The organism is Streptomyces sp. NPDC007945 (assembly GCF_042958885.1).
Lineage (GTDB): Bacteria > Actinomycetota > Actinomycetes > Streptomycetales > Streptomycetaceae > Streptomyces.
The window spans coordinates 92,844-116,674 of sequence record NZ_JBIBJV010000010.1; the positions used below are offsets into that span (position 1 = coordinate 92,844).

General features: G+C 73.5%; 26 protein-coding genes and 1 riboswitch. Of the genes, 14 read left to right on the forward strand and 12 right to left on the reverse strand.

Going from position 1 to position 23,831, the window contains the following annotated elements; translation table 11 throughout:
• A complete protein-coding gene (gene bioB / locus ACFZCF_RS27370; protein WP_391289495.1) occupies positions 1 to 1,254 on the reverse strand; it encodes a biotin synthase BioB in 1,254 nt (417 codons plus the stop codon).
• 206 nt (positions 1,255 to 1,460) lie between these two features.
• On the opposite strand from bioB, the gene ACFZCF_RS27375 reads away from it, so the two are divergent.
• Both ACFZCF_RS27375 and ACFZCF_RS27380 read left to right on the forward strand, forming a co-directional pair.
• A complete protein-coding gene (locus tag ACFZCF_RS27375; protein ID WP_391289497.1) occupies positions 1,461 to 2,639 on the forward strand; it encodes an aminotransferase class I/II-fold pyridoxal phosphate-dependent enzyme in 1,179 nt (392 codons plus the stop codon).
• Positions 2,640 to 2,825: 186 nt separating this feature from the next.
• A complete protein-coding gene (locus ACFZCF_RS27380; protein ID WP_391289499.1) occupies positions 2,826 to 3,263 on the forward strand; it encodes an ATP-binding protein in 438 nt (145 codons plus the stop codon).
• A 243-nt stretch (positions 3,264 to 3,506) separates the two neighbouring features.
• On the opposite strand, the gene ACFZCF_RS27385 is transcribed toward ACFZCF_RS27380, so the two are convergent.
• The 3 genes from ACFZCF_RS27385 to ACFZCF_RS27395 form a co-directional block, all read right to left on the reverse strand.
• Positions 3,507 to 3,983 carry a C40 family peptidase gene (locus ACFZCF_RS27385; RefSeq protein ID WP_388450311.1) on the reverse strand — a complete coding sequence of 159 codons (477 nt, stop codon included), beginning with the start codon at positions 3,981 to 3,983 and terminating at the stop codon, positions 3,507 to 3,509.
• A 3-nt stretch (positions 3,984 to 3,986) separates the two neighbouring features.
• Positions 3,987 to 4,180, reverse strand: a riboswitch (cyclic di-AMP (ydaO/yuaA leader).
• A 327-nt stretch (positions 4,181 to 4,507) separates the two neighbouring features.
• Entirely contained in the window at positions 4,508 to 4,813 is a 306-nt protein-coding gene (locus ACFZCF_RS27390) for a hypothetical protein (protein WP_388450309.1), read from the reverse strand.
• 7 nt (positions 4,814 to 4,820) lie between these two features.
• Positions 4,821 to 5,447, reverse strand: coding sequence for an ATP-dependent Clp protease proteolytic subunit (locus ACFZCF_RS27395; RefSeq protein WP_391289502.1), 627 nt, complete (start codon positions 5,445 to 5,447; stop codon positions 4,821 to 4,823).
• 58 nt (positions 5,448 to 5,505) lie between these two features.
• On the opposite strand from ACFZCF_RS27395, the gene ACFZCF_RS27400 reads away from it, so the two are divergent.
• From ACFZCF_RS27400 to ACFZCF_RS27435, 8 genes are all read left to right on the forward strand, one after another.
• A complete protein-coding gene (locus ACFZCF_RS27400; RefSeq protein ID WP_388450305.1) occupies positions 5,506 to 5,805 on the forward strand; it encodes a type II toxin-antitoxin system Phd/YefM family antitoxin in 300 nt (99 codons plus the stop codon).
• Between the two features lie 211 nt (positions 5,806 to 6,016).
• On the forward strand, positions 6,017 to 6,319 hold the full coding sequence (locus ACFZCF_RS27405; RefSeq protein ID WP_189947170.1) for an urease subunit gamma: 303 nt from the start codon (positions 6,017 to 6,019) through the stop codon (positions 6,317 to 6,319).
• 15 nt (positions 6,320 to 6,334) lie between these two features.
• Positions 6,335 to 6,700 carry an urease subunit beta gene (locus tag ACFZCF_RS27410; protein WP_391289505.1) on the forward strand — a complete coding sequence of 122 codons (366 nt, stop codon included), beginning with the start codon at positions 6,335 to 6,337 and terminating at the stop codon, positions 6,698 to 6,700.
• The gene (locus tag ACFZCF_RS27415) at positions 6,693 to 8,414 is read left to right on the forward strand and encodes an urease subunit alpha (protein ID WP_388450300.1); all 1,722 of its coding nucleotides are present in this window, start codon (positions 6,693 to 6,695) and stop codon (positions 8,412 to 8,414) included. The genes ACFZCF_RS27410 and ACFZCF_RS27415 overlap by 8 nt, the downstream gene beginning before the upstream one ends.
• Complete coding sequence (locus ACFZCF_RS27420; RefSeq protein WP_391289507.1) at positions 8,414 to 9,076, forward strand: urease accessory UreF family protein; 663 nt, start codon at positions 8,414 to 8,416, stop codon at positions 9,074 to 9,076. Before ACFZCF_RS27415 ends, ACFZCF_RS27420 begins: the two co-directional genes overlap by 1 nt.
• A 15-nt stretch (positions 9,077 to 9,091) precedes the next feature.
• A complete protein-coding gene (gene ureG / locus ACFZCF_RS27425) occupies positions 9,092 to 9,787 on the forward strand; it encodes an urease accessory protein UreG (RefSeq protein WP_388450296.1) in 696 nt (231 codons plus the stop codon).
• The gene (locus ACFZCF_RS27430) at positions 9,784 to 10,530 is read left to right on the forward strand and encodes an urease accessory protein UreD (protein WP_388450294.1); all 747 of its coding nucleotides are present in this window, start codon (positions 9,784 to 9,786) and stop codon (positions 10,528 to 10,530) included. Before ureG ends, ACFZCF_RS27430 begins: the two co-directional genes overlap by 4 nt.
• A 139-nt stretch (positions 10,531 to 10,669) precedes the next feature.
• Entirely contained in the window at positions 10,670 to 12,256 is a 1,587-nt protein-coding gene (locus ACFZCF_RS27435) for an alpha/beta fold hydrolase (RefSeq protein WP_391289510.1), read from the forward strand.
• Between the two features lie 57 nt (positions 12,257 to 12,313).
• Here ACFZCF_RS27435 and ACFZCF_RS27440 read toward each other — a convergent pair whose 3' ends face one another.
• Complete coding sequence (locus ACFZCF_RS27440; RefSeq protein ID WP_391289512.1) at positions 12,314 to 12,991, reverse strand: 1-acyl-sn-glycerol-3-phosphate acyltransferase; 678 nt, start codon at positions 12,989 to 12,991, stop codon at positions 12,314 to 12,316.
• Between the two features lie 97 nt (positions 12,992 to 13,088).
• Here ACFZCF_RS27440 and ACFZCF_RS27445 point away from each other — a divergent pair, with 97 nt between their 5' ends.
• The gene (locus tag ACFZCF_RS27445) at positions 13,089 to 14,075 is read left to right on the forward strand and encodes a DUF3048 domain-containing protein (protein WP_391289514.1); all 987 of its coding nucleotides are present in this window, start codon (positions 13,089 to 13,091) and stop codon (positions 14,073 to 14,075) included.
• Positions 14,076 to 14,148: 73 nt separating this feature from the next.
• On the opposite strand, the gene ACFZCF_RS27450 is transcribed toward ACFZCF_RS27445, so the two are convergent.
• The 5 genes from ACFZCF_RS27450 to ACFZCF_RS27470 all read right to left on the reverse strand — a co-directional run bounded on the left by ACFZCF_RS27450 (position 14,149) and on the right by ACFZCF_RS27470 (position 18,765).
• Positions 14,149 to 14,364 carry a hypothetical protein gene (locus tag ACFZCF_RS27450; protein WP_388450287.1) on the reverse strand — a complete coding sequence of 72 codons (216 nt, stop codon included), beginning with the start codon at positions 14,362 to 14,364 and terminating at the stop codon, positions 14,149 to 14,151.
• A 98-nt stretch (positions 14,365 to 14,462) separates the two neighbouring features.
• Positions 14,463 to 15,413, reverse strand: coding sequence for a cytochrome c oxidase assembly protein (locus tag ACFZCF_RS27455; RefSeq protein WP_388450285.1), 951 nt, complete (start codon positions 15,411 to 15,413; stop codon positions 14,463 to 14,465).
• Positions 15,414 to 15,541: 128 nt separating this feature from the next.
• The gene (locus ACFZCF_RS27460; protein ID WP_388450283.1) at positions 15,542 to 16,570 is read right to left on the reverse strand and encodes a 6-phosphofructokinase; all 1,029 of its coding nucleotides are present in this window, start codon (positions 16,568 to 16,570) and stop codon (positions 15,542 to 15,544) included.
• A 188-nt stretch (positions 16,571 to 16,758) separates the two neighbouring features.
• Entirely contained in the window at positions 16,759 to 17,487 is a 729-nt protein-coding gene (locus ACFZCF_RS27465; RefSeq protein ID WP_388450281.1) for a type 1 glutamine amidotransferase, read from the reverse strand.
• Between the two features lie 30 nt (positions 17,488 to 17,517).
• On the reverse strand, positions 17,518 to 18,765 hold the full coding sequence (locus ACFZCF_RS27470; RefSeq protein ID WP_388450279.1) for a MurT ligase domain-containing protein: 1,248 nt from the start codon (positions 18,763 to 18,765) through the stop codon (positions 17,518 to 17,520).
• Positions 18,766 to 18,889: 124 nt separating this feature from the next.
• Between ACFZCF_RS27470 and def the strand changes: the two genes are divergently transcribed.
• Complete coding sequence (gene def / locus ACFZCF_RS27475) at positions 18,890 to 19,450, forward strand: peptide deformylase (protein WP_391289517.1); 561 nt, start codon at positions 18,890 to 18,892, stop codon at positions 19,448 to 19,450.
• Between the two features lie 184 nt (positions 19,451 to 19,634).
• Here def and ACFZCF_RS27480 read toward each other — a convergent pair whose 3' ends face one another.
• Positions 19,635 to 20,282: a TetR family transcriptional regulator gene (locus ACFZCF_RS27480; RefSeq protein WP_388450275.1), complete on the reverse strand. Its 648-nt coding sequence runs from the start codon at positions 20,280 to 20,282 to the stop codon at positions 19,635 to 19,637.
• A gap of 173 nt (positions 20,283 to 20,455) precedes the next feature.
• Here ACFZCF_RS27480 and ACFZCF_RS27485 point away from each other — a divergent pair, with 173 nt between their 5' ends.
• Positions 20,456 to 21,670: an acyl-CoA dehydrogenase family protein gene (locus ACFZCF_RS27485; protein WP_391289520.1), complete on the forward strand. Its 1,215-nt coding sequence runs from the start codon at positions 20,456 to 20,458 to the stop codon at positions 21,668 to 21,670.
• Positions 21,671 to 21,673: 3 nt separating this feature from the next.
• On the opposite strand, the gene ACFZCF_RS27490 is transcribed toward ACFZCF_RS27485, so the two are convergent.
• Positions 21,674 to 22,270 carry a hypothetical protein gene (locus ACFZCF_RS27490; RefSeq protein ID WP_391289522.1) on the reverse strand — a complete coding sequence of 199 codons (597 nt, stop codon included), beginning with the start codon at positions 22,268 to 22,270 and terminating at the stop codon, positions 21,674 to 21,676.
• 116 nt (positions 22,271 to 22,386) lie between these two features.
• Between ACFZCF_RS27490 and ACFZCF_RS27495 the strand changes: the two genes are divergently transcribed.
• Positions 22,387 to 23,706: a phytase gene (locus ACFZCF_RS27495; RefSeq protein ID WP_391289523.1), complete on the forward strand. Its 1,320-nt coding sequence runs from the start codon at positions 22,387 to 22,389 to the stop codon at positions 23,704 to 23,706.
• Positions 23,707 to 23,831: the final 125 nt, after the last annotated feature.

A 23,831-nucleotide genomic window follows, 5' to 3' on the forward strand; every position in this document is an offset into this window, starting at 1 on the left:
TTACGCGTTCGGGGCGAGGTCCGTGCCGGCGCCGCGGCGGCGCACCGCCACCAGGTCGGTGCGGGCCTCCGAAGCCCCGGCCGGCACCTCCGCGGGGGCGTCGGCCGGAGCCGCCGCGTGGCCGCCGCAGGGGCCGCAGCCCCCGGCCGTCTCCCCGTGGCCGCCGCACCCGGCCGCCGCCTCCGTACCGCAGCCGCCGGCCGCCCGGTCGTGCGAACCGCAGCCGCCGCCGGCCGCCGCGAGCGCGTCGGCGCGGTGGGCCGGGAGCGTGGTGGTGCCCGCGCCCTCCACCTCGAAGCCGGCGTCGGCGATCATGTCGAGGTCGGCCTTGCCGGCCTGGCCCTCGCTGGTCAGGTAGTCGCCGAGGAAGATCGAGTTGGCGATGTTCAGGGCCAGCGGCTGCATCGACCGCAGGTGCACCTCGCGGCCGCCCGCGATCCGGACCTCCACGTCCGGGCAGACGAAGCGGACCATGGCGAGGATGCGCAGACAGCGCTGCGGGCTGAGGTTCCACTCCTTCGCCAGCGGCGTGCCCTCGAAGGGGATCAGGAAGTTCACCGGCACCGAGTCCGAGTCGAGCTCGCGCAGCGCGAACACCACGTCGACCAGGTCCTCGTCGGTCTCGCCCATGCCCGCGATCAGGCCCGAGCAGGCCGAGAGGCCCGCCGCGTGCGCCTTCTGCACGGTGTCCACCCGGTCCGCGTAGGTGTGGGTGGTGGTGATCTCGCCGTACGTGCCCTCGGAGGTGTTGAGGTTGTGGTTGTACGCGTCCGCGCCGGCCGACTTCAGCCGCTCGGCCTGGCCGTCGGAGAGCAGACCCAGGCAGGCGCACACCTCGACGCCCTCGTTCTGCTCCTTGATCGCCTCGATGGTCCTGCCGACCCGCTCGACGTCCCGGTCCGTCGGGCCGCGGCCGCTCGCCACCAGGCAGACGCGCTTGGCGCCGCCGGCGATGCCGGCCGCCGCCGCCTCGGACGCCTCGTCGGGCTTCAGCCAGGTGTACTTGAGGATGTCGGCCTTGGAGCCGAGCCGCTGAGAACAGTACGAGCAGTCCTCGGGGCACAGCCCGGACTTCAGGTTGACGAGGTAGTTCAGCTTCACCCGCCGCCCGAACCACCGACGGCGTACCTTCCCGGCCGCCGCCACCACATCGAGCAGCTCGTCGTCGGAGGTCGCCAGCACGGCGAGCGCTTCTTCACGGGTCGGCGTCTCGCGCCGCAGCCCCTTCTCCACCAGCGTGTTCAGCAGGTCCATAAGGGCTGATCCTTGCCTACGGCACACCCCCGGGCCAAGGAGGATCTGAACAAACGGGCGTGATCGAGGTGTGTGTATGACCACATCCCGACCTTGGCCTCCTGCCGTTAGGGTCTGTGCGCTGCCTACAAAAGGCGTCGATCCCTGGCGCCGTGAGGGCGTGGGCCCGAGGCGCCCGCGCCCGGTGCCGACCGAAGGAGCGCCGCATGCCCCAGGCCCAGCCGACCCCGCCCGCGCGCCGCGCCGCCTTCGACTGGACCGGGGTGGAGGCCCGCCGCCGGGCCGAGGCCGGCCTGGTCAGGACCCTGCGCCCGCGCCCGGCCGACTCGGACCTCCTCGACCTGGCGGGCAACGACTACCTCGGTCTGACCCGGCACCCCGAGGTGACCGGCGCGGCCGCCGAGGCCGCCCGCCGCTGGGGCGCCGGCGCGACCGGTTCACGGCTCGTCACCGGCACGACCCGGTTGCACACCACGCTCGAAGAGGAACTCGCCGCCTTCTGCGGCTTCGAGGCCGCCCTGGTCTTCTCCTCCGGCTACACCGCCAACCTCGCCGCGCTCACCGCGCTCGGCGGCCCCGGCGCGCTGATCGTCTCGGACGCCGCCAACCACGCCTCGATCGTGGACGGCTGCCGGCTCGCCCGCGCCGAGGCCGAGGTCGTCCCGCACGCCGACCCCGACGCCGTGCGCAAGACACTGGACGCGCACGAGGGGCGGCGGGCGCTCGTCGTCAGCGACTCGGTCTTCTCCGTCGACGGCGACCGCGCCCCGCTGGAGGAGCTCGCCGCCGCCTGCCGCGCGCACGGCGCGGGTCTCGTCGTCGACGACGCGCACGGCTTCGGCGTCCTCGGCGCGGGCGGCCGGGGCGCGCCGCACGGCGCCGGCCTCGCGGGCGACGAGGACGTGGTGGCCACCCTCACCCTCTCCAAGTCGCTGGGCAGCCAGGGCGGCGCGGTCCTCGGCCCGGCCCGGGTGATCGAGCACCTGGTCAACGCGGCGCGCACCTTCATCTTCGACACCGGTCTGGCCCCGGCCGCCACCGGCGCGGCGCTCGCGAGCCTGCGGCTGATCGCCGCGGAGCCGGGGCTCGCCGAGCGGGTCCGGGCGGTCGCCGGGACGCTCCACCGGAGGCTCACCGAGGCCGGGTTCGTCTCGGCCCGACCGGACGCGGCCGTGGTCTCGGTCCACGCGCCGGGCCCCGAGGAGGCCCTGCGCTGGGCGGCCGACTGCCGCGAACAGGGTTTGTCCGTGGGGTGCTTCCGGCCCCCGTCGGTGCCGGACGGCATCTCGCGGCTGCGGCTGACGGCCCGCGCGGACCTCACGGACGCGGAGGTCGAGCGCGCGGTCGCCACGATCGTGCGGACCGCGCCGGCCGGGACCCGCTGAGCACCGGACGCACGGCGATCCCCCTCTACCACCCACGCGCCGTCGACAGGGCGGGAGTTCACCGCATCGGGCGACAGAACGGGGCATATCTCGGGAGAACGACCCACCCGGGTACCCGATCGGTGGCAGGCTGACGCGGAGCGCGAGCCGGGGCGACGTCCCCGGCGGGAAAGGGACGACGTCGCCATGGCTGATCAGCAGGAAGCATCCGTCACTCTGCCCAGCGAACCGGCAGCGGTCGCCACGGCGCGGAGGTTCGTGGCGGAGGTGCTCGGCCGCTGGGGTCTGGAGGACGGCGGCGACGCGGCGGACTCGATCCGGCTGATGGTCTCGGAACTGGCCACCAACGCCGTGCTGCACACCTTCGGGCAGTCGCCCACCTTCACCGTCGAACTCCGCCTCGACCGCGAGGAGGTGCTGCGGATCGGCGTCACCGACAGCCATCCGCGCTTCCCGCGCCGGCTCCCGGCCGCCGTCCAGCAGGACAACGGCCGCGGCATGGCGATCATCCGGGTCCTCGCGGCGGAGTCCGGAGGACGCCTCTCGGTGACGGCGACCGCCGAGGGCGGCAAGACGGTGTGGATCACCCTGCCCTGGGCCGCGGCGGCCGTCCCGGCCTGCTGAACCGGCGCGTCGGGAATGCCCGGCTCGGTCCGCGCACGTGGGTCGGGAGCCGCCGGGTTCCTGGAGGGACCGGCGGCGGTCCGGCTGGGCGATGGAGGTATCCACGAGAGCCTGATTCGAGGGTCATCGCCGCGTTCTGGGGAGACGGCCCGTGGACGTGGGCCGGTGGGAAGAAGGAGCGCCCGCGGTGAAAGGTGCGGCGGCGCCACCGCACCTGGGGACACCACCGCGGGCGCCGGGGGGTCAGCGCACGCGGCCGTAGGAGACCTTGGAGGACCAGATCCGGTCGAGCTTCACCCAGGAGCCGGTCTTGGGGGAGTGCCAGATCTTGCCGCTGCCGGCGTAGATCCCCACGTGGTAGACCCTGCCGCCGGAGTGGAAGAAGACCAGGTCCCCCTTCTGCCGGCTGCCGGCGGAGATGTGCCGGGTCTTGTTGTACTGCTGCTGCGCGGTGCGGGGCAGCGACTTCCCCGCCTTCTTGTACGCGTAGAGCGTCAGCCCGGAGCAGTCGAAGCGGGAGGGGCCCGCCGAGCCGTACCGGTAGGGCGCGCCCTTCTTGGACGCCGCCACGTTCAGGGCCTTCGTCGCGTGGGAGGTGGCCGCCTGGGCCTCGGGTGCGGCTCCCGGTGCGAGGAGCGTGCCGCCGAAGGCGGCGAGGGTGAGAGCCGAGACGGCTCCGGCCCGGGACAGCAGGGACGGGACATGCATCTGCGCAGTCATGCGCAACCCTTCGTCAGCCGCCTGTGAAGGATGACCTGTCGGGTTCGGGCAGGCGAAGATGCCCGGCCGCGGCTGCGGCTTCACCCCAAGGGACGGTCGCGCCGGGGATACGGCGCGATCGACCCGTACTGCTCGGGTCCTCCACTCCTGCCGGTCCAATCCTGTCGACCAGACGTCCGGGACGGCGGCAGGACTCGGCGTCCGCCCGGGCCGCCCCGCCTGGATGGCGGGGGCTTGTCGTCGACGAGGATCTTGACCCACAGTCAGGTCGAAAACCGAGCGGAAACGACGTTTTGTGAGGCTCCTCACGACTGATCCATACGGGTGGACAAGTAGGTTTCGTGATCGTCGTAGGTTTGACCGACGAGCCCCGTACCAGCATCGAAATGTCCGATTCCGCCAGATGTGTACACCTGTTGTGCAACTCGCACACTTCATCTGTCGATCGCGCGACTACGCCGGACGGGGGAGCGATCCTGCGTGCCGTGTCGGCCGTACGGGGCTCGACACGACACGTCGGAATGTCAACTCGCGCGGGGATCGGGCAGTGTGACGCGGGCGGCCCGCCGCTCGCCGTCCAACACCCGCAGCGCACACGCCAATGTCGTGGCGTGGACCTCGCTCTCGCCCCGCGCGTGCATGAGGGTCAGGGCCTCGCGCAGCGCCTCCGCCCGTCCGACCAGCGCCTGCGCCGCCCGCAGCGCCCCGTAGGTGTGCGAGCCCCGGGAGGGGTTGATCCTTCCCAGGAGGTCGACGACTTCGAGGTAGGCGTCGATCAACTGCCCTTCGGCGCGGGTCAGGGCGGGCAGCGGCGGAAGCTCCGGCACCATCGCGACCTCACCGCGCCGTGGACGTGCCGGAGCCGGCCCGGCGCGTCCCGATGACGGCGTCGACCAGGCCGTACGCGAGCGCCGCCGAGGCGTCCAGGACGGTCAGGCGCTCGGTGTCGGCGGCGACCTCCGCCGCCTCCCGGCCGGTGTACGCGGAGAGCAGCTCAGTCATCACGCCGCGCAGCCGCAGCAGTTCGCGCGCCTGGAGGTCCAGGTCGGAGAGCTGTCCGGTGAACGGCTCGTCGAGGACCGGCTGGCGCAGGGTCACCCGGGCCCCGGGCAGCATCATGCGCTTGCCGGGCGCGCCCGCCGCGAGCAGGACCGCCGCCGTGGAGCCGGCCTGGCCGAGGCAGGTGGTCTCCACGTCGCTCGCCAGGCTGCGCATGGTGTCGTGGATCGCGGTCATCGCGGTGATCGAGCCGCCGGGGGAGTTGAGGTAGAGCGCGATGTCCCGCCCCGGATCCGCGTGGTCCAGGTGGAGGAGCTGGGCGATCACGTCGGTGGCGGCGACGTCGTCGACGGCCGTGCCCAGGAAGACGATCCGGTTCTCCAGGAGCTTGGCGTACGGATCGAGGGTCCGGGTGCCGTACGGGGTCCGCTCCGAGAACTCCGGCAGAACGTGACGTGCCTCCATCGGGGGCTCCTCCTTCTGTCAAAAATGTACAGGACGTACAGACCGTAAGATGGGGAGCATGACCTACGAGATCCCGGTGACGCAAGCGCGGGCGGAGCTCGCCGACCTCATCAACCGCGTCGTGTACGGCGCTGAGCGCGTGGTCGTGACCCGGCACGGAAAGCCGCTCGTGGCCCTGGTCTCCGCCGCTGACCTGGAGCGACTCGAAAAACTGGAGGCCGAGGCGCGGGACGTCGCCGAGGAGCCGGTGCTCCGCTCCGTCTCCGGGACGGGGCTCGCCGGCGGGCTCGGTTCCGCCACCGGTGAACAGCGCCGCTTCGGCATCGCCGCCCACCATGGCGATCCGGGCACCGGCTGACGCGTCCCGGCGCGCCGCCGCTCGCCACGGCGATCCGACGATCCGACGATCATGGAATCGCAAAGCAGGAGTTAACGCGCCGGAAAAACTTCCGCCCTAACGTGCAATGTCCGGCCGTCCACCGCATCTCCGCCGTTCAACAGCGTGTTGACGGTCGGTAGGGTCCGCAGCTGTCCGGGTGCGGCCCGGTGGACGACTGTGAGGTGGAAGAGTGCAGCTGAGCCCGCACGAGCAGGAACGCCTGCTCATTCACGTGGCCGCCGACGTGGCGGAGAGGCGCCGTGCGCGCGGGGTGCGGCTCAACCACCCCGAGGCCGTCGCCCTCATCACCGCCCACATCCTGGAAGGCGCCAGGGACGGTCGCACCGTCGCCGAGCTCATGGCCTCCGGGCGCAAGGTGCTCTCCCGCGCGGACGTCATGGACGGCATCCCCGAGATGATCCACGACGTCCAGGTCGAGGCCACCTTCCCCGACGGCACCAAGCTCGTCACCGTCCACGACCCGATCGTCTGACGGGGGCCGCCGCCGATGATCCCCGGAGAGATCCTCCACGGGGACGGGCCCGTGTCCCTCAACGAGGGCCGCACCGTCACCCGCCTCACCGTCCTCAACGCCGCCGACCGGCCCGTCCAGGTCGGCTCCCACTACCACTTCGCCGAGGTCAACCCCGGTCTCGACTTCGACCGGGCCGCCGCGCGGGGGCTGCGCCTGCACATCGCCGCAGGCACCGCCGTGCGCTTCGAGCCCGGCATCCCCGTCGAGGTCGAGCTCGTGCCGATCGCCGGCCGCCGGATCGTCCCGGGCCTGCGCGGCGAGACGGCCGGCCCCCTGGACGTGACGACCCCGGAAGGCCCCTCGGGCGCCGCGGTCCCGAACGGAGACACCCGTGCCTGAGCTCCACCGTGCCGTCTACGCCGACCTGTTCGGCCCCACCACCGGCGACCGCGTCCGGCTCGCCGACACCGACCTCCTCGTCGAGATCGAAGAGGACCGCTGCGGCGGGCCCGGCCGGGCCGGCGAGGAGGCCGTCTTCGGCGGCGGCAAGGTCATCCGCGAGTCCATGGGCCAGGCCCGCACCACCCGCGCCGAGGGCGCCCCCGACACCGTGATCACCGGCGCGGTCGTCATCGACCACTGGGGGATCGTCAAGGCCGACATCGGCATCCGCGACGGCCGGATCACCGCCCTCGGCAAGGCCGGCAACCCCGACACCATGGACGGCGTCCACCCCGCCCTCGTCATCGGCCCGGAGACCGAGGTGATCGTCGGCAACGGCCGGATCGTCACGGCCGGCGGCGTCGACACCCACGTCCACTTCATCTCCCCGACCGTCGTCGAGCAGGCCCTCGCCACCGGCATCACCACCCTCGTCGGCGGCGGCACCGGCCCCGCCGAGGGCACCAAGGCCACCACGGTCACCCCCGGTCCCTGGCACACGGCCCGGATGTTCGAGGCCCTCGACACCTTTCCCGTCAACATCGGCCTCCTCGGCAAGGGCAACACCACGTCCCGCGAGGCGATGCACTCCCAGCTGCGCGGCGGCGCCCTCGGCTTCAAGATCCACGAGGACTGGGGGGCCACTCCCGCGGTCATCGACGCCTGCCTCGGCGTCTGCGAGGAGACCGGCGTCCAGCTGGCCATCCACACCGACACCCTCAACGAGGCCGGCTTCGTGGGCGACACCCTCGCCGCCATCGCGGGCCGGACCATCCACGCGTACCACACCGAGGGCGCGGGCGGCGGGCACGCGCCGGACATCATCACCGTGGTCTCCGAGCCCCACGTGCTGCCCAGTTCGACCAACCCGACCCGGCCGCACACCGTCAACACCGTCGAGGAACACCTCGACATGCTGATGGTCTGCCACCACCTCAACCCGGCCGTCCCCGAGGACCTCGCCTTCGCCGAGTCCCGGATCCGGCCCTCCACCATCGCCGCCGAGGACGTCCTCCACGACCTCGGCGCGATCTCGATCATCTCCTCCGACTCCCAGGCCATGGGCCGCGTCGGCGAGGTGATCCTGCGGACCTGGCAGACCGCCCACGTCATGAAGAAGCGGCGCGGCGCCCTCCCCGGCGACGGCCGCGCCGACAACCACCGGGCGCGCCGCTACGTCGCCAAGTACACGATCAACCCGGCCGTCGCCCAGGGCATGGACCACCTCATCGGCTCCGTCGAACCCGGCAAGCTGGCCGACCTCGTCCTGTGGGAGCCCGCCTTCTTCGGCGTGAAGCCGCTCGTCGTCCTCAAGGGCGGCCAGATCGCGTACGCGCAGATGGGCGACGCCAACGCCTCCATCCCCACGCCCCAACCCGTGCTGCCCCGGCCGATGTTCGGCGCGCTCGGGCGGGCGGCCGCCGCCGGCTCCGTCAACTTCACCGCGGAGGCCGCGATCGAGGACGACCTGCCCCAGCGGCTCGGCCTCGCCAAGGAGTTCACCCCGATCCGCTCCACCCGCCGCGTCACCAAGGCGGACATGCGGGAGAACGACGCCCTGCCCCGCGTCGAGGTCGACGCCGACACCTTCACCGTCACCATCGACGGCGAAGCGGTCGAACCCGCCCCCGCCACGGAACTTCCGATGGCCCAGCGCTACTTCCTCTTCTGATGACGCGCTCGGCCCTCCTCGTGCTCGCCGACGGCCGCTTCCCCGCCGGCGGGCACGCCCACTCGGGCGGCGCGGAGGCCGCCGTCAAGGCCGGCCGCGTCCACGACGCCGCGAGCCTGGAGGCCTTCTGCCGCGGGCGGCTGCGCACCGCCGGTCTCACCGCGGCCGGCCTCGCCGCCGGCGCGGCCCTCGGCCTCGACCCGCACGAGCTCGACGCCGCCGCCGACGCCCGCACCCCCTCGCCCGCGCTCCGCGCCGCCGCCCGCCGGCTCGGCCGGCAGCTGATGCGGGCCGCCCGGGCCACCTGGCCGGGACCCGGACTCGACGCGCTCGCCGCCGCGTTCCCGCGCGGCGCGCACCAGCCCGTCGTCCTCGGCGTCACCGCGCGGGCCGCGGGCCTCGGCCCGGAGGACGCCGCGCACTGCGCCGCGTACGAGGCGGTCGGCGGGCCGGCCACCGCGACCGTACGGCTCCTGGGCCTCGACCCGTACCAGGCGACGGCCGTCCTCGCCCGGCTCGCCGCCGAGATGGACGAGGTCGCGGCCAGGGCGACCGCCGCCGCTCACGAAGGCGTCGACGCGCTGCCCGCGGCCTCCGCGCCGCTCCTCGACATCACCGCCGAACAGCACGCGGCCTGGCCCGTGCGCCTCTTCGCCTCGTAACACGGGAGTACGCCCATGCACCTCGACCACGGCCACACCCACCACGGCGCCGTCTCCGCCGACGCCCACCGGCCCGACGGCACCCGGCGCGCCCTGCGCGTCGGCCTCGGCGGCCCGGTCGGCTCCGGCAAGACCGCCACCGTCGCCGCGCTCTGCCGCGAATTGCGCGACACCCTCTCGCTCGCCGTCGTCACCAACGACATCTACACCCGCGAGGACGCCGAGTTCCTGCTCCGCGAGGCCGTGCTGCCGCCCGAGCGGATCCGGGCCGTCGAGACCGGCGCCTGCCCGCACACCGCCATCCGCGACGACATCTCCGCCAACCTGGAGGCGGTCGAGGAGCTGGAGGACGCGGTCGGCCCGCTCGACCTGATCCTCGTCGAGTCCGGCGGCGACAACCTCACCGCGACCTTCTCCCGCGGCCTGGTCGACGCGCAGGTCTTCGTCATCGACGTCGCCGGCGGCGACGACATCCCCCGCAAGGGCGGCCCCGGCGTCACCACCGCCGACCTCCTCGTCGTCAACAAGACCGACCTCGCCCCGTACGTGGGCTCCGACCTCGGCCGGATGGCCCGCGACGCGGCCGAGCAGCGCGGCGGACTCCCCGTCGTCTTCACCTCGCTGCGGTCCGAGGAGGGCGTCGGGCCGGTCGCCGCCTGGGTGCGCGAGCGGCTCGGCGCCTGGACGGCCGCCCCGGCGCCCACCGCATGAGCCTGCGCGCCACCGCCCGGATCGCCGCCGGGGCCGACGGCTCCCTGCCGGTCCTGGAGAGCGACGGTCCGCTCGCCGTGCGCCGCACCCGTGCCGCCGTCCCCGGCTGGGCGCGGGTGACGGTGGTCGGCGCGATGAGCGCCCCGCTCGGCGGCGACCGGCTCGCCATCGAGACCGAGGTGCGGGACGGGGCACGGCTGCGGGTCGACTCGGCCGCCGCCACGCTGGCCCTGCCGGGTCGCGACGCCGGTCCGGCGGCGTACGACCTCCGGCTCCGGGTCGGCGCGGACGCCTCCCTGCGCTGGCTCCCCGAACAGCTCGTCAGCGCCCACGGCTCCCACCTGCGGGTGCGCACCGCCGTCGAGCTCGCCCCCACCGCCCGCCTGGTGCTGCGCGAGGAGCAGGTCCTCGGCCGGCACGGCGAACCGCCCGGCACCCTGGTCTCCCGGCTCACCGTCCGCCGCGCCGGCCGACCCCTGCTCGACCAGGAGCTCGCGTACGGCCCCGGCGCCCCCGGCGGCTGGGACGGCGGCGCCGTCCTCGCCGGTCACCGCGCCACCGGCCAGCTCCTCGTGGTCGAACCGTCCTACGGGGAGGAGCCGCCGGCCGCGCGTCCGCTCGGCGAGCACGCGGTGCTCACCCCGCTCGCCGGGCCGGCGGCGCTCGTCACGGCCGTCGCCCCCGACGCGCTCGTCCTGCGCCGGATCCTGGACGCCGCCCTGGCCGAACTCGCCCCCGAATGAGACGGATCGGGGTGTACCGCTCAGCGGACACCCCGATCCGGTTATGGGTTCGGCAAAGAAACTGGTGTTCGGACTGTCGTCGCGCGCCCGTTGACGAAAGGATCACTCGAACAGACGACCACCGACAGGGGGAGGACCTTTGAGACGACGTACGGCAGTGCTCGGCTCCGCCGGCACGCTCATCGCCGCCACGCTCGTCGCGGGCGCGCTCGCGGCACCGGCGGCCAATGCCGACAGCGGCGAGCGCCACGGCCGCGACGCCGAGGCCCGCGGAGTCGCGCTCGCCGCGGACCGGGCCGCCCGCGCCGGGATCGACTGGCAGGACTGCCCCGAGGACTGGGGCCTGGAGAAGCCGATCCAGTGCGGCTGGGTCACCGTCCCCGTCGACTACGCCCGCCCCGACGGCAAGAAGATCAAGCTCGCCGTCGACCGGATCGGCGCCACCGGCACCCCCGCCGAACGCCAGGGCGCGCTGCTCTACAACCCCGGCGGCCCCGGCGGCTCCGGCCTGCGCTTCCCGCGCCGCGTCACCACGAACCACAAGGTCTGGACGAACGTCGCCAAGGCCTACGACTTCGTCGGCTTCGACCCGCGCGGCGTCGGCAAGTCCGCCCCCATCTCCTGCGTCGACCCGACCGAGTTCGTCAAGGGCCCCAAGCTCGACCCGGTCCCCGACAGCGAGGCCGACAAGCGGGCGCAGCGCAAGCTCGCCGCCGAGTACGCCGCGGGCTGCGCCGAGAAGAGCGGCGACATGCTCCCGTACATGACGACGCCCAACACCGCCCGCGACCTCGACGTCATCCGCGCCGCCCTCGGCGAGAAGAAGCTCAACTTCGTCGGCGTCTCCTACGGCACCTACCTCGGCGCCGTCTACGGCACCCTCTTCCCGACCCACGTCCGCCGCATGGTCCTGGACAGCGTCGTGAACCCCTCGACCCGGTCGATCTGGTACGAGGCCAACCTCGGCCAGGACATCGCCTTCGAGGGCCGGCTCGCCGACTGGATGACCTGGGTCGCCCAGAACGACGCCACCTACCACCTCGGCTCCACCCTGGCGGAGGTCCGGCAGCAGTGGGACACCCTGCGCGCCGCCGCCAAGAAGGAGCCGCTCGGCGGCAAGGTCGGCCCGGCCGAGCTGATCGGCTTCTTCCAGAACGCCCCGTACTACGACTCCATGTGGGCCCCCGTCGCCGAGGCGTGGAGCGCGTACGCCGCCGGTGACCCGCAGCCGCTGATCGACAACGCCGCCGCGGACCTCACCGACACCGCCGGCAACATCGCCTCGGAGAACGGCAACGCCGTCTACACCGCGGTCGAGTGCGCCGACGCCCCCTGGCCCACCAGCTGGAAGAAGTGGGACCGGGACAACTCCCGCCTCCACGAGCAGTACCCGTTCATGACCTGGGCCAACGCCTGGATGAACCTGCCCTGCGCCACGTGGAAGGCCCCGAGCCAGAAGCCCGTGCAGGTGAAGACCGGCAAGGGCCTGCCGCCGGTGCTCATCGCCCAGGCCGAGCGCGACGCCGCCACCCCCTACGAGGGCGCCGTCGAACTCCACAAGCGGTTCAAGGGCTCGCGCCTGATCACCGAGAAGGACGCCGGGTCGCACGGCATCACCAGCCTCGTCAACCCGTGCCTCAACTCCAAGGTCGACGCCTACCTGCTCGCCGGGAAGCTCGACGCCACGGACCAGACGTGCGCCCCGCACGCCGCCCCGCGGCCGTAGCAGCGGACTGACCCGAGGAGGGGCCGTCGCCACCCGGCGGCGGCCCCTCCGCCGTGCTCAGGACCCGGCGGCCTTCACCACGGCCGCGTACTCGTCCACGTACTCCTGCCCCGACAGCCGCATGATCGCGTACATGATCTCGTCCGTGACCGCCCGGACCACCGCCCGCTCGTCCGCCGAGTCCGCGAAGCGCGAGAAGTCCAGCGGCTCCCCGAAGCGGATCGTCACCCGCCGGATCCGCGGCACCACGCGCCCCGGCGGCTGGATCTCGAAGGTGCCGACCATCGCGCACGGCACCACCGGCACCCCGGCCGTCAGCACCATCACCGCCACTCCCACCTTGCCCTTGTACAGCCGCCCGTCGTGCGAGCGGGTGCCCTCCGGGTAGATCCCGAGGAGCTCGCCCTCCGCCAGCACCCCGAGCCCCTCGCGGATCGCCGCCTGCCCCGCCTCCTTGCCCGAGCGGTCCACCGGGATCTGCCCGGCCGCCCGGAAGAACGCCGCCGTCAGCCGCCCCCTGAGCCCGGGCCCGGTGAAGTACTCCTGCTTCGCCAGGAAGGTGATGCGCCGGTCGAGCACCGCCGGCATCAGGAAGTGGTCCGAGAAGGAGAGGTGGTTGCCCGCGACGATCGCCGCACCCTCCTCGGGGACGTGCTCGATCCCCTCCACCCTCGGCCGGAACAGCAGCTTGAGCAGCGGCCCGAGCAGTACGTACTTCAGCAGCCGGTAGAACACCGGGAACCCCCGTTCGTCGTCCGTCCCGCCCGTTGTAACCCCCCGCCCGCCCGTGGTCCACTGGTCGGAGTGGCCCGACTCACCCGGGAGGCCGAAAATGCCCGGCACGCCCGCACCCCGGGGACCCCGCCGCCTGCTCGCCGCGCTGCTCTGCGCGACGGCCGCGGCCGGTCTGTACGGCTGCTCGGACTCCGGCCCCCGGGACCCGGACCGGACCGGCACCGCCCCGAGCGCCGTCTCCCCGCTCACCGGCCTGCCCGCCCGCACCGGCCCGGTCCTCGCCGTGAAGATCGACAACGTGGCCGCGGCCCGCCCCCACACCGGCCTCGGCGCCGCCGACCTCGTCTACGTCGAACAGGTCGAGGGCGGTGCCACCCGCCTGCTCGCCGTCTACTCCTCCCGCCTCCCGGACAGCATCGGTCCCGTCCGCAGCGCCCGCGAGTCCGACATCTCCCTGCTGCGCCCCTTCGGCCACCCCGCGCTCGCCTACTCCGGCGCCCAGCGCGCCCTGAACCCGCTCCTGGAAGCCGCCCCGCTCGACCTCGTCCAGCAGTCGAGCGCCCCCGGAGCCTTCCGCCGCTCCCCGGATCGGCCCGCCCCGCACAACCTGTACCTGCGCCCCGAGCGCGCCCTGGCCGCCGCCCCGGACGCCTCCGACGTCCGGCCCGTCGGGTTCCGCTTCGGCGCCGCGCCCGCCGGCGGCACCGCCACCACCACCACCGAGACCGTCCGCTTCCCGGCCGCCCGCTACGCCTTCACCTGGTCCGCCGCCGACCGCGGCTGGCGCGTCGCCATGGACGGCCGCCCCGCCGCCACCACCGACGGCGGCCCGCTCACCCCCGCCACCGTCGTCGTCCAGCGGGTCACCGTCCGCCCCTCCGCGTTCCGCGACGTCAACGGCGCCGTCTCCCCGTACACCGAGACCACCGGCACCGGCACGGCGACCGTGCTCCGCGACGGCCGGGCCCACGAGGCCCGCTGGTCCCGCCCCGACCCGGCCGGCGGCACCGCCTTCACCACCCCCGACGGCCGCCCCCTCGCCTTCGCGCCCGGACAGCTCTGGATCGTCCTCGCCCCGCGCTGACCGGGGGACGAAACGCTGCGCGCCCGCCGAGCGGCACGACGCGGAACGGCACAGACGAGAACGGCCCGGGCCGTCAGCGCGGCGCGGGGCCCGCCCCGCCCGCCCGGGGCCCGCGCGGCGCCGCCATCGACTCGGCGCCGTCCGCCGCCGCCATCCCGATCGTCGCCACCACCAGTACGATCCAGCCGAACCAGAGCCAGCCGCTGCTCCCGAGCGCCACCGTGTACGCGCTGATCAGCACCAGCGCGGCACAGGTGACGATCGTCATCGCCTTCGTGGAACCGGACATCTGCCCGCCCTCCTCGCGACCGGGGCCAGGGAAGCCTCCCTGCCATGGTGACTCCCCACGAGCGGCGGGCGCTACTCCCGTGCGGGCACGGGGGCGGTTCAGCGTCCGCGGGCCTGCAGCGAGGCCAGGTACGCGTTGTACTCCGCCAGCTCCTTGTCGCCGTCCCGGTCCGCCTGCCGGTCCTTGCGGACCGCCTGCCGCTGCTCGGAGTGGTACCACTGGTAGACCAGGGCGATCAGCACCAGCACCGAGGGGATCTCGCTGAACGCCCAGGCGATGCCGCCCGCGGCGTTCTGGTCGGCGAGCGCGTCGATGCCGAGCGAGGCCGGCGGGTTCTCGTACGCCTTCACCATCGGCTGGGACGCCATCATCATGGCGATGCCGAAGAAGGCGTGGAACGGCATGCCGGCGAAGAGCTCCAGCATCCGCATCACGTAGCCGGGCCGGTGCGGCCCCGGGTCCACGCCCATGATCGGCCAGAAGAAGACCACGCCCACGGCGAGGAAGTGGACCATCATCGCGATGTGCCCCGGCTTCGACGCCATCAGCGTGTCGAAGAGCGGGGTGAAGTAGAGGCCGTAGAGGCTGGCGATGAAGATGCCGATGGTGAAGACCGGATGCGTGATGATCTTCATGTACCGGCTGTGCAGCAGCTTGAGGAGCACCTCGCGCGGGCCGAGCGCCCCCCGCCCGGCCACCGGCAGCGCCCGCAGCGCCAGCGTCACCGGCGCGCCGAGCAGCAGCAGGATCGGCGAGACCATGGAGATCACCATGTGCTGCACCATGTGCACGCTGAACATGACCATGCCGTAGTCGTTCAGCTTGGTGCACATCACCAGGGCGACGGTCAGCACGCCGACGGTGAAGAGCACCGTCCGGGAGACCGGCCAGGCGTCCCCGCGCCCGCGCAGCCGGGCGACTCCCCAGCCGTACAGGCCGAGCGCCACCAGGCACCCGACGAGGAAGAACAGGTCGGGAGAGAACTCCAGGCCCCGCCCCAGCGTGAACGGCGGCAGATCCGTGGTCATGCCGTGCCCGCTGTGATCCATCGCTTACTCCTGGAGCCCATTGCGCGCCGAGCCCGTTTCGCGCTTGTCGTCCGCACCAGACTAGAACCGCCCCCGGTCGCGCTCGCGACCGGGGGCGGCTGTCGGGCGCACGGGGCCCGAGGCGGTGCTCAGAGCACGCACTCGGCCTCGTCGTAGCGGTCCTCGGGGACCGTCTTCAGGGTCTCCACGGCCTGCGCGAGCGGCACCATGACGATGTCGGTGCCGCGCAGCGAGGTCAGCATGCCGAACTCGCCGCGGTGCGCCGCCTCGACGGCGTGCCAGCCGAAGCGGGTGGCGAGGACGCGGTCGTACGCCGTGGGGGTGCCGCCGCGCTGGACGTGGCCGAGGATGACCGGGCGGGCCTCCTTGCCGAGCCGGCGCTCCAGCTCGACGGAGAGCTGGTTGGCGACGCCGGTGAACCGCTCGTGGCCGTAGATGTCGGTGCCGGCCGTCTTGAAGTCCATGGACGAGCCCTCGCGCGGCTTGGCCCCCTCGGCGACGACGACGATCGCGAAGCGCTTGCCGTCCTCGAAGCGGGCGCCGACCCGGGAGGTCAGTTCGTCGATGTCGAAGGGGCGCTCCGGGACGACGACGGCGTGGGCGCCGGCGGCCATGCCCGAGTGCAGGGCTATCCAGCCGGTGTGCCGGCCCATGACCTCGACGACGAGGACGCGCTGGTGGGACTCGGCGGTGGTCTTGAGCCGGTCGAGGGCCTCGGTGGCCACGGTGACGGCGGTGTCGAAGCCGAAGGTGACGTCGGTCGAGGCGATGTCGTTGTCGATCGTCTTGGGGACGCCGACGATGGGGAGGCCCGCCTCGGAGAGGAGGTGGGCGGCCTTGAGGGTGCCCTCGCCGCCGATCGGGATGATCGCGTCGAGGCCGAGGTCGGCGACGTGGCCCCTGGCCCGCTCGACGCCGTCGACGAGGTGCGCGGGCTGGACCCGGGAGGAGCCGAGGATGGTGCCGCCGCGGGCGAGGATGCCGCCCACCGCGTCGAGGTCGAGCTTCCGGTAGTCGCACTCCAGGAGGCCCTTCCAGCCGTCGAGGAAGCCGATGACCTCGTCCCCGTGGTCGACCACGGCCCGGTGCACGACGGACCGGATGACGGCATTCAGACCGGGGCAGTCTCCGCCGGAGGTGAGCACACCAATGCGCATAGCCCAAAAACCTTTGCAACGTGGGCCGACTCCCGGACCACGTCGTCCGGCTGGATCCCCGCCACCCTATCGTTGCCGGATGGCGGGGCCGAACCGGATGTCCGCAGATTGGACACCGTATTCACTTACGAATCCCCTGTGCGCGGACCCGCTCAGACGTGCGCCGCGGCGGGCCTCCTGGCGGAGGGTCAGGCGGGCTGCGTGGCGGCCGAGATGCGCTCGGCGCGCAGCGCCTCGTACCAGCGGTCGTCGGTCGGCGGCAGCGCGTTCACGTCGAGGGCCAGCTTCAGGAGCAGGTCCGCGATCTGCGGGTTGCGGGCCATCACGGGACCGTGCATGTAGGTGCCGAAGACGGTGTCGTTGTACGCGCCCTCGGTGCCGTCCCCGGTGCCGTTGCCCCGGCCGATGACGGTCCGCGCGAAGGGGCGGGCCGTCGGGCCGAGGTGGGTGATGCCCTGGTGGTTCTCGAAGCCGGTCAGCTGGGGGAGGCCCAGCTGCGGGTCGATGTCGGCGAGCACGTCGCCGACGCAGCGGGCGCCCTCGCCGCGGACCGTGGTCACGTCGAGCAGGCCGAGGCCCGGCTCGCGCTCCCCGAGGTCGTTGACGAACTCGTGGCCCAGGATCTGGTAGCCGGCGCAGACCGAGAAGATGATCGCGCCGTTGGAGGCCGCCCGGGGGAGGCCGCCGTCCCGGCGCAGCCGCTCGGCCGCGAGCCGCTGCGGCCGGTCCTCGCCGCCGCCGATCAGGTAGATGTCGCCGGAGGTGGGGATGGGCTGGTCGCTGCGGACGTCGACGCGCTCGACGGCCAGGCCGCGCTGGCGGGCGCGGCGCTCGACGACGAGGACGTTGCCCTGGTCGCCGTAGGTGCTGAGCAGGTCCGGGTAGACCCAGACCACACGCAGGCTGCTGTCACTCATGCTGCAACTCCTTCTGCGAGTCGGGGCGGGTCAGTTGCCCACGCGGCGGCGGACGTCCTGGAACGCGGTGTAGTTCGCGATCAGCTCGATCTGCCCGGGCGGGGCCATGGCGACGGCCTCGTCGAGGGTCTCGCAGACGCGGAAGTCGACGCCCGCGACCTCCAGGCGGACCGCCAGGTCGAGCCGCCGGTCACCGATCACCATGATCGGGTGGCCGGCGAGCCGCCCGTAGTCGACGTCCCACAGCCAGGAGGTGTCGGTGCCGTCGGCGCCGCGCGCGTTGACCGAGAGGATCACCGGCGTCGGCGGCCGGTCGATCAGCGAGAAGGTCTCCAGCCAGCCGGCCGGGTTCTTCGCGAGCAGCAGCCGCAGCTGACGCTCCTGGAAGGTGACCACGTCGTAGCGGCCGGCCACGGCCTGCACCTGGTACATGCGCTCCAGGGCGACCTGCGGCGGCACGCCGAAGACGGCGGCGACGGCGGCCGAGGTGGCGGCGTTCGCCTTGTTGGCGCGGCCGGGCAGCTGGAGCCGGATCGGCCAGGCCGAGCCGTGCGGGTCGAGCACGTGGTCGCCGCTGAGCGCCCAGCTCGGGGCGGGGCGGCGGAAGCCGCACTCGCCGCAGAACCAGTCGTCGCCCGGACGCTGGAGGACACCGCCGCAGGAGGGGCACGACCAGGCGTCGTCCTTCCACTCCTGGCCGACCGCGACCCACACCACGTTGGGGGAGGAGGAGGCGGCCCACACGATCAGCGGGTCGTCGGCGTTGGCGATGACGACGGCCTTGGAGCCGTTGAGGCCCTCGCGCCACTTCTCGGCGAGCATCCGCGTCTCGGCGGCGCGGTCGAGCTGGTCGCGGGAGAGGTTGAGCAGCGCGATCGCCTTGGGGGTGGTGTCGCGGGCGACGCCGGCGAGGTACTTCTCGTCGACTTCGATCACGCCGTACCGGGCGTCACTGCCGCCGGCGAGGGCGGAGGTGATGCCGGCGGGCATGTTGGCGCCCAGCGCGTTGGAGACCACCGGGCCGGCGGCCCGCAGGGCCTCGGCGATCAGCCGGGTCGTGGTGGTCTTGCCGTTGGTGGCGGACACGAGGACGACGTCCAGGTGCTGCGCGAGCCGTCCCAGCAGGTCGGGGTCGAGCTTGAGCGCCACCCGGCCGCCGATCACCGATCCGCTGCCGCGGCCGGCCGCCCGCGACACCGCGGCGGCCGCCCGGCCCGCGGTCACGGCCAGCTTGGCGCGGGGCGTCAGCGGCTCTGGATTACCGGGGTGTCCTGACATCGTCCTTGATCCTCCTTGCGTCGGTCGGGGCTCAGCCTATCGAGAACCGGCCAGGAGCCCGAACCGCGGCACCGTGCCGACCGTATGAAACGGCGAGGTCACGGCGGACCGTACCCTTACCGCCATGCGAAACCGCCCCATCCCCGGCAGCTCCGGAGCCGTCCGGACGATGACCCTGCTCGGCGACCCGGTGCTCCACGCGCCCTGCGCCCCCGTCACCGAGTTCGGCCCCGGACTCGACCGGCTGGTGGAGTCCATGTTCGCCACGATGTACGCGGCGCACGGCGTCGGCCTCGCCGCGAACCAGGTGGGCGTGGGGCTGCGGGTCTTCGTCTACGACTGCCCGGACGACGAGGAGGTGCGCCACCTGGGGCACGTGGTGAACCCGCGCCTGGTCGAGGCGGACGGCGACGTGTACCGGGGCCCCGAGGGGTGCCTCTCGCTGCCGGGCCTGGAGGCGCCGGTGGCCCGCTTCGACCGCGCGGTGGTCGAGGGCGTCCGCACGGACGGCACCCCGGTCCGGATCGAGGGCACCGGCTTCTTCGCCCGCTGCCTCCAGCACGAGACGGACCACCTGGAGGGCCGCGTCTACGCGGAGCACGTCACGGGGTGGCGGAGATCACGCCTCCTGCGCGCCATCCGCCAACAGCCCTGGGGCGGGGGCGCGTCAGCCCTGGAGGCGTAGCGCGCGCTTCACCGGTACGGCTCCGAGGGGGAGCGCCCGGACGCGGCGGCCCCCGCGGCCCGGGGCCCGTGGCCCCCACGGGGTCGCTCCCGTCCCGGCCCCCGGCCGGCGGTGGCCGCGGGGAAGGGGGCACCGCTCGGAAGCCGGAGCGCCCGGGTGGCGCCCCGGGCCTGGGCGGGTGCGGTCAGAAGCCGGGGCCGTCCGGGCGGTCGTCGGCCTCGGCGAGGCGGCCCCAGAGGAGGTCCGCCAGGGCGCGGACGAGTTCGGCGCGGGAGCAGGGGCGTTCGCCCAGCCACCAGTCGCCGGCTGCGTGCATCATGCCGACGATGCCGTGGCCCCAGATCCGGGCCTGCGCCTCGGCGGCCGGGCCGAGGTCGACGCGCTCGGCGATGACCTGGCCCAGCTCCTCGCCCATGCGGCGGAGCAGCGGCGCGGAGTGGCGGCCGACGTCGAAGCCCTGCTCGGCCTGGTGGGACTCGTCGGCCGGGTGCATGAGGAAGCGGTAGACCTGCGGCATCGCCTCGATGGAGGCGAGGTAGGTGTCGAGGGTGGACTCGACCCGGCGGCGCCGGTCGGCGGGCGCGTCGAGCGCGGCCCGCAGGGAGGCGAGGAGGGCGTCGGTGTGGCGGGTGGCGAGGGCCCGGTAGAGGCCGCCCTTGTCGCCGAAGTGGCGGTAGAGGATCGGCTTGGTGATGCCCGCCTCGGCCGCGATCGCGTTCATGGATGCCTTGGGGCCGTCGCGGAGCACCACCCGGTCCGCCGCCTCCAGCAGTTCGCGCCGCCGCTGCTCGGCGCTCTTCTGCTGGTCGGTGGTCCGGTGTGCGATGTCCATAAGCGTCTCCCCGCCCGTGCGATGACCTGAGGCTGTCGCAACGTAACACCCGACCGGCATGCTGTGCCGAACCGCCCGATCGGGCCGTGCGGGGAAGGATCCGCAGGTTGACAGCTGTACCCGACGGTAACAGACTGGGTGTTACCGCAAGTAACGTACTGCTGGGAGGGAACATGGCCGACTTCACGTTCGAGCTCAACGACGACCAGAGGGAAGTCCGTGACTGGCTCCACGGCTTCGCCGCGGACGTCATGCGGCCGGCCGCCGCCGAGTGGGACGAGCGTGAGGAGACCCCCTGGCCGATCATCCAGGAGGCGGCCAAGCTCGGAATCTACTCCCTCGACTTCTACGCCCAGCAGTTCTTCGACCCGACCGGCCTCGGCATCCCGATGACCATGGAGGAGCTCTTCTGGGGCGACGCCGGCATCGCCCTCTCCATCGTCGGCACCGGCCTCGCCGCCGTCGGCGTCCTCGCCAACGGCACCGAGGAGCAGATCGGCACCTGGGTGCCGCAGATGTACGGCGACGCGAACGAGGTCAAGGTCGCCGCCTTCTGTTCCTCCGAGCCCGACGCCGGCTCCGACGTCGCCTCCATGCGCACCCGGGCCGTCTACGACGAGGCCAAGGACGAGTGGGTGCTCAACGGCACCAAGACCTGGGCGACCAACGGCGGCATCGCCAACGTCCACGTCGTCGTCGCCGTCGTCGACCCCGAACTCGGCTCCAAGGGCCACGCCTCCTTCATCGTGCCGCCGCACACCCCCGGCCTCTCCCAGGGCCAGAAGTTCCAGAAGCACGGCATCCGCGCCTCGCACACCGCCGAGGTCGTCCTGGAGGACGTCCGCGTCCCCGGCTCCTGCCTGCTCGGCGGCAAGGAGAAGCTCGACGAGCGGCTCGCCCGCGCCCGCGAGAAGGCCCGGTCCGGTGGCGAGCGGGTCAAGAACGCCGCCATGGCCACCTTCGAGGCCTCCCGCCCGGCGGTCGGCGCCATGGCCGTCGGCACCGCCCGCGCCGCGTACGAGGTCGCCCTCGACTACGCGAAGACCCGCGTGCAGTTCGGCCGCCCCATCATCGAGAACCAGGGCGTCGCCTTCCAGCTCGCCGACATGGCCACCCAGATCGACGCGGCCCGCCTGCTCGTCTGGCGCGCCTCCTGGATGGCCACCGCCGGCAAGCCGTTCACGAACGCCGAGGGCTCCATGTCCAAGCTGTACGCCAGCGAGGTGGCCAAGTCCGTCACCGCCCAGGCCATCCAGATCCTCGGCGGCAACGGCTACACCCGCGAGTACCCGGTGGAGCGCATGCACCGCGACGCCGCCATCTACACCATCTTCGAAGGGACCAGCGAGATCCAGCGCATGGTCATCAGCCGCGCCGTCGGCAGGTAGTCCTCAGCCGAACCAGACGACCAGGCGGACGTTCTCGTCACCGTGGACGGCCGCCAGGTCGCGCATCAGCGCCCAGACCGGGCCCCAGCGGTCGCCGTCCGGCGGGGCGAACATCCGCGCCGTGTACACCACCGGCCGGTACACCGCCCCGTCCAGCGCGACCTCGCCGCCGGGCGGCCACTCGTACGGCCACAGGTCCTCGCCGAACAGCTCCTCCGCCGCGTCCAGGACGGCGAGCGGCGTCCGGGCGACGTGGTCCAGGACCAGCTCGCCGTCCGGCCCCGGCACCCACACCCCGACGTGGTTGCCGTCGGCGCGGTCGTTCAGCGGCGCGTCCCAGTCGACCGCCGCCACCTCGGCCCAGGTGGCGTGGGAATGGCTGTGGTTGATCTCGTCGTCCGGGATGTCCGCGGAGGCGTCCGGCGGGAGGCCCCGCGCGTCCCACAACGGCCGGTCGACCTGGAGCCCGCCGCCGTACCCGAAGAGGACCTCCCTCGTCTCCCGGTCGCGCACCAGCGCGGCGTCCGGCAGCCACTCCCGGATCTCCCAGCGGCCCCCGGCCCCGCGCACCTCTATCGCGCCCTCGATGTCCGCCCCCATGAACCGGATGCTAAACGGCGGGCTCGGACGATCGCGCGGAATTAACGGGTCCGCAAGGGGGCCTCCACCCTGCCTCCGTAGCGTCGCCCCGTCCGAGAACGCTACCGAGGAGTACCGTGAGCGCCTCCGCTCTGACCGCCCTGGCCGCCGCACTCAGCGTCGTGGCCGCGGCCCCCGCCGCCCCCCAGCCCGTCACCGTCACCGCCCGCGTCGAGACGCCCGTCGTGTACGACGACGAGGCCGGCGGCAACGCCGACGCGGACGACCCCGCCGTCTGGGTCGACCCCACCCGGCCCGGCCGCAGCCTCGTCATCGGCACCCTCAAGGAGGGCGGCCTCGACGTGTACGGGCTCGACGGCCGCCGCCTCCAGCACATCGCCGCCCCGCCCGCCCCCGGCGAGGACGCCGCCCCCGGACGGTTCAACAACGTCGACCTGGTCTACGGCTTCGAGCTCGACGGCCGCCCGACCGACCTGGCCGTCGTCAGCGACCGCGGCCGCGACCGGATCCGCGCCTACGCCATCGACCCGGCCGCCCTCGCCGCCGGCCGCGCCCCGCTGCGGGACGTCACCGCCGCCGACGTGACCCCCGTCTTCGCCGCGAGCGAGGCCGAGGTCGACGAGCAGACCACCTCCTACGGCCTCTCCGCCTACCGCGACGGGGACGACGCCTACGTCGTCGTCTCCCAGCGCGAGCGCAGCCGGCTGCGCCTGCTCGAACTGGAGGACCGCGGCGGCCGGGTCGGCTACCGCACCGAGGACACCCTCGACCTGCCCCGGACCTTCACCCTCCCGAACGGCACCTCCTGGCGGCCCTGCGCCGATCCCGGCGAGCTGCCGCAGGTCGAGGGCATGGCCGTCGACCAGGAGGAGCACGTCCTCTACGCCGCGCAGGAGGCCGTCGGCCTCTGGCGCGTCGAGATCGACGACGAGGAGTTCGAGCGCCCCGAACTCCTCGACCGCGTCCGCCAGTACGGCACCCCGTGGACGTACGACGAGGCCGAGGAGGAGTGCGTCCTCGACACCGCGAACGACCCCGGCTTCGGCGGCGAGCACCTGAGCGCCGACGCGGAGGGCGTCACCGTCTACCACGGCGACAACGGCACCGGCTACGTCCTCGCCTCCAGCCAGGGCGACGACACCTTCGCCGTCTACGCGCGCGAGGGCGCCCACCCGTACCTCGGCTCCTTCTCCGTCACCGACGGGACCGCCACCGACGGGGTGCAGCACTCCGACGGCGCCACCGTGGTGAACGTGCCGCTCGGCTCCGCCTTCCCCAAGGGCCTGCTCGTCACCCACGACGGCGAGGCCACCCCGGCGGACGGCGACCGCGAGGGCACCAACTTCAAGTTCACCCGCTGGGACGACGTCGCCGGGGCCTTCCCGGAGCCGCTGACCGTCGACACCGACTCCTTCGACCCCCGCGACGCCGACTGACCGGCCGGTCGCACCGCGCGGAACCCACCGCTCCCCGGGTTCCGGAGCGCCACCCCGCGTCCACCTCCGACCGTCAGGCCGAGGTGGACGCGGTTCCTCACCGCCCCCGGCTCCGCGAACGGAAG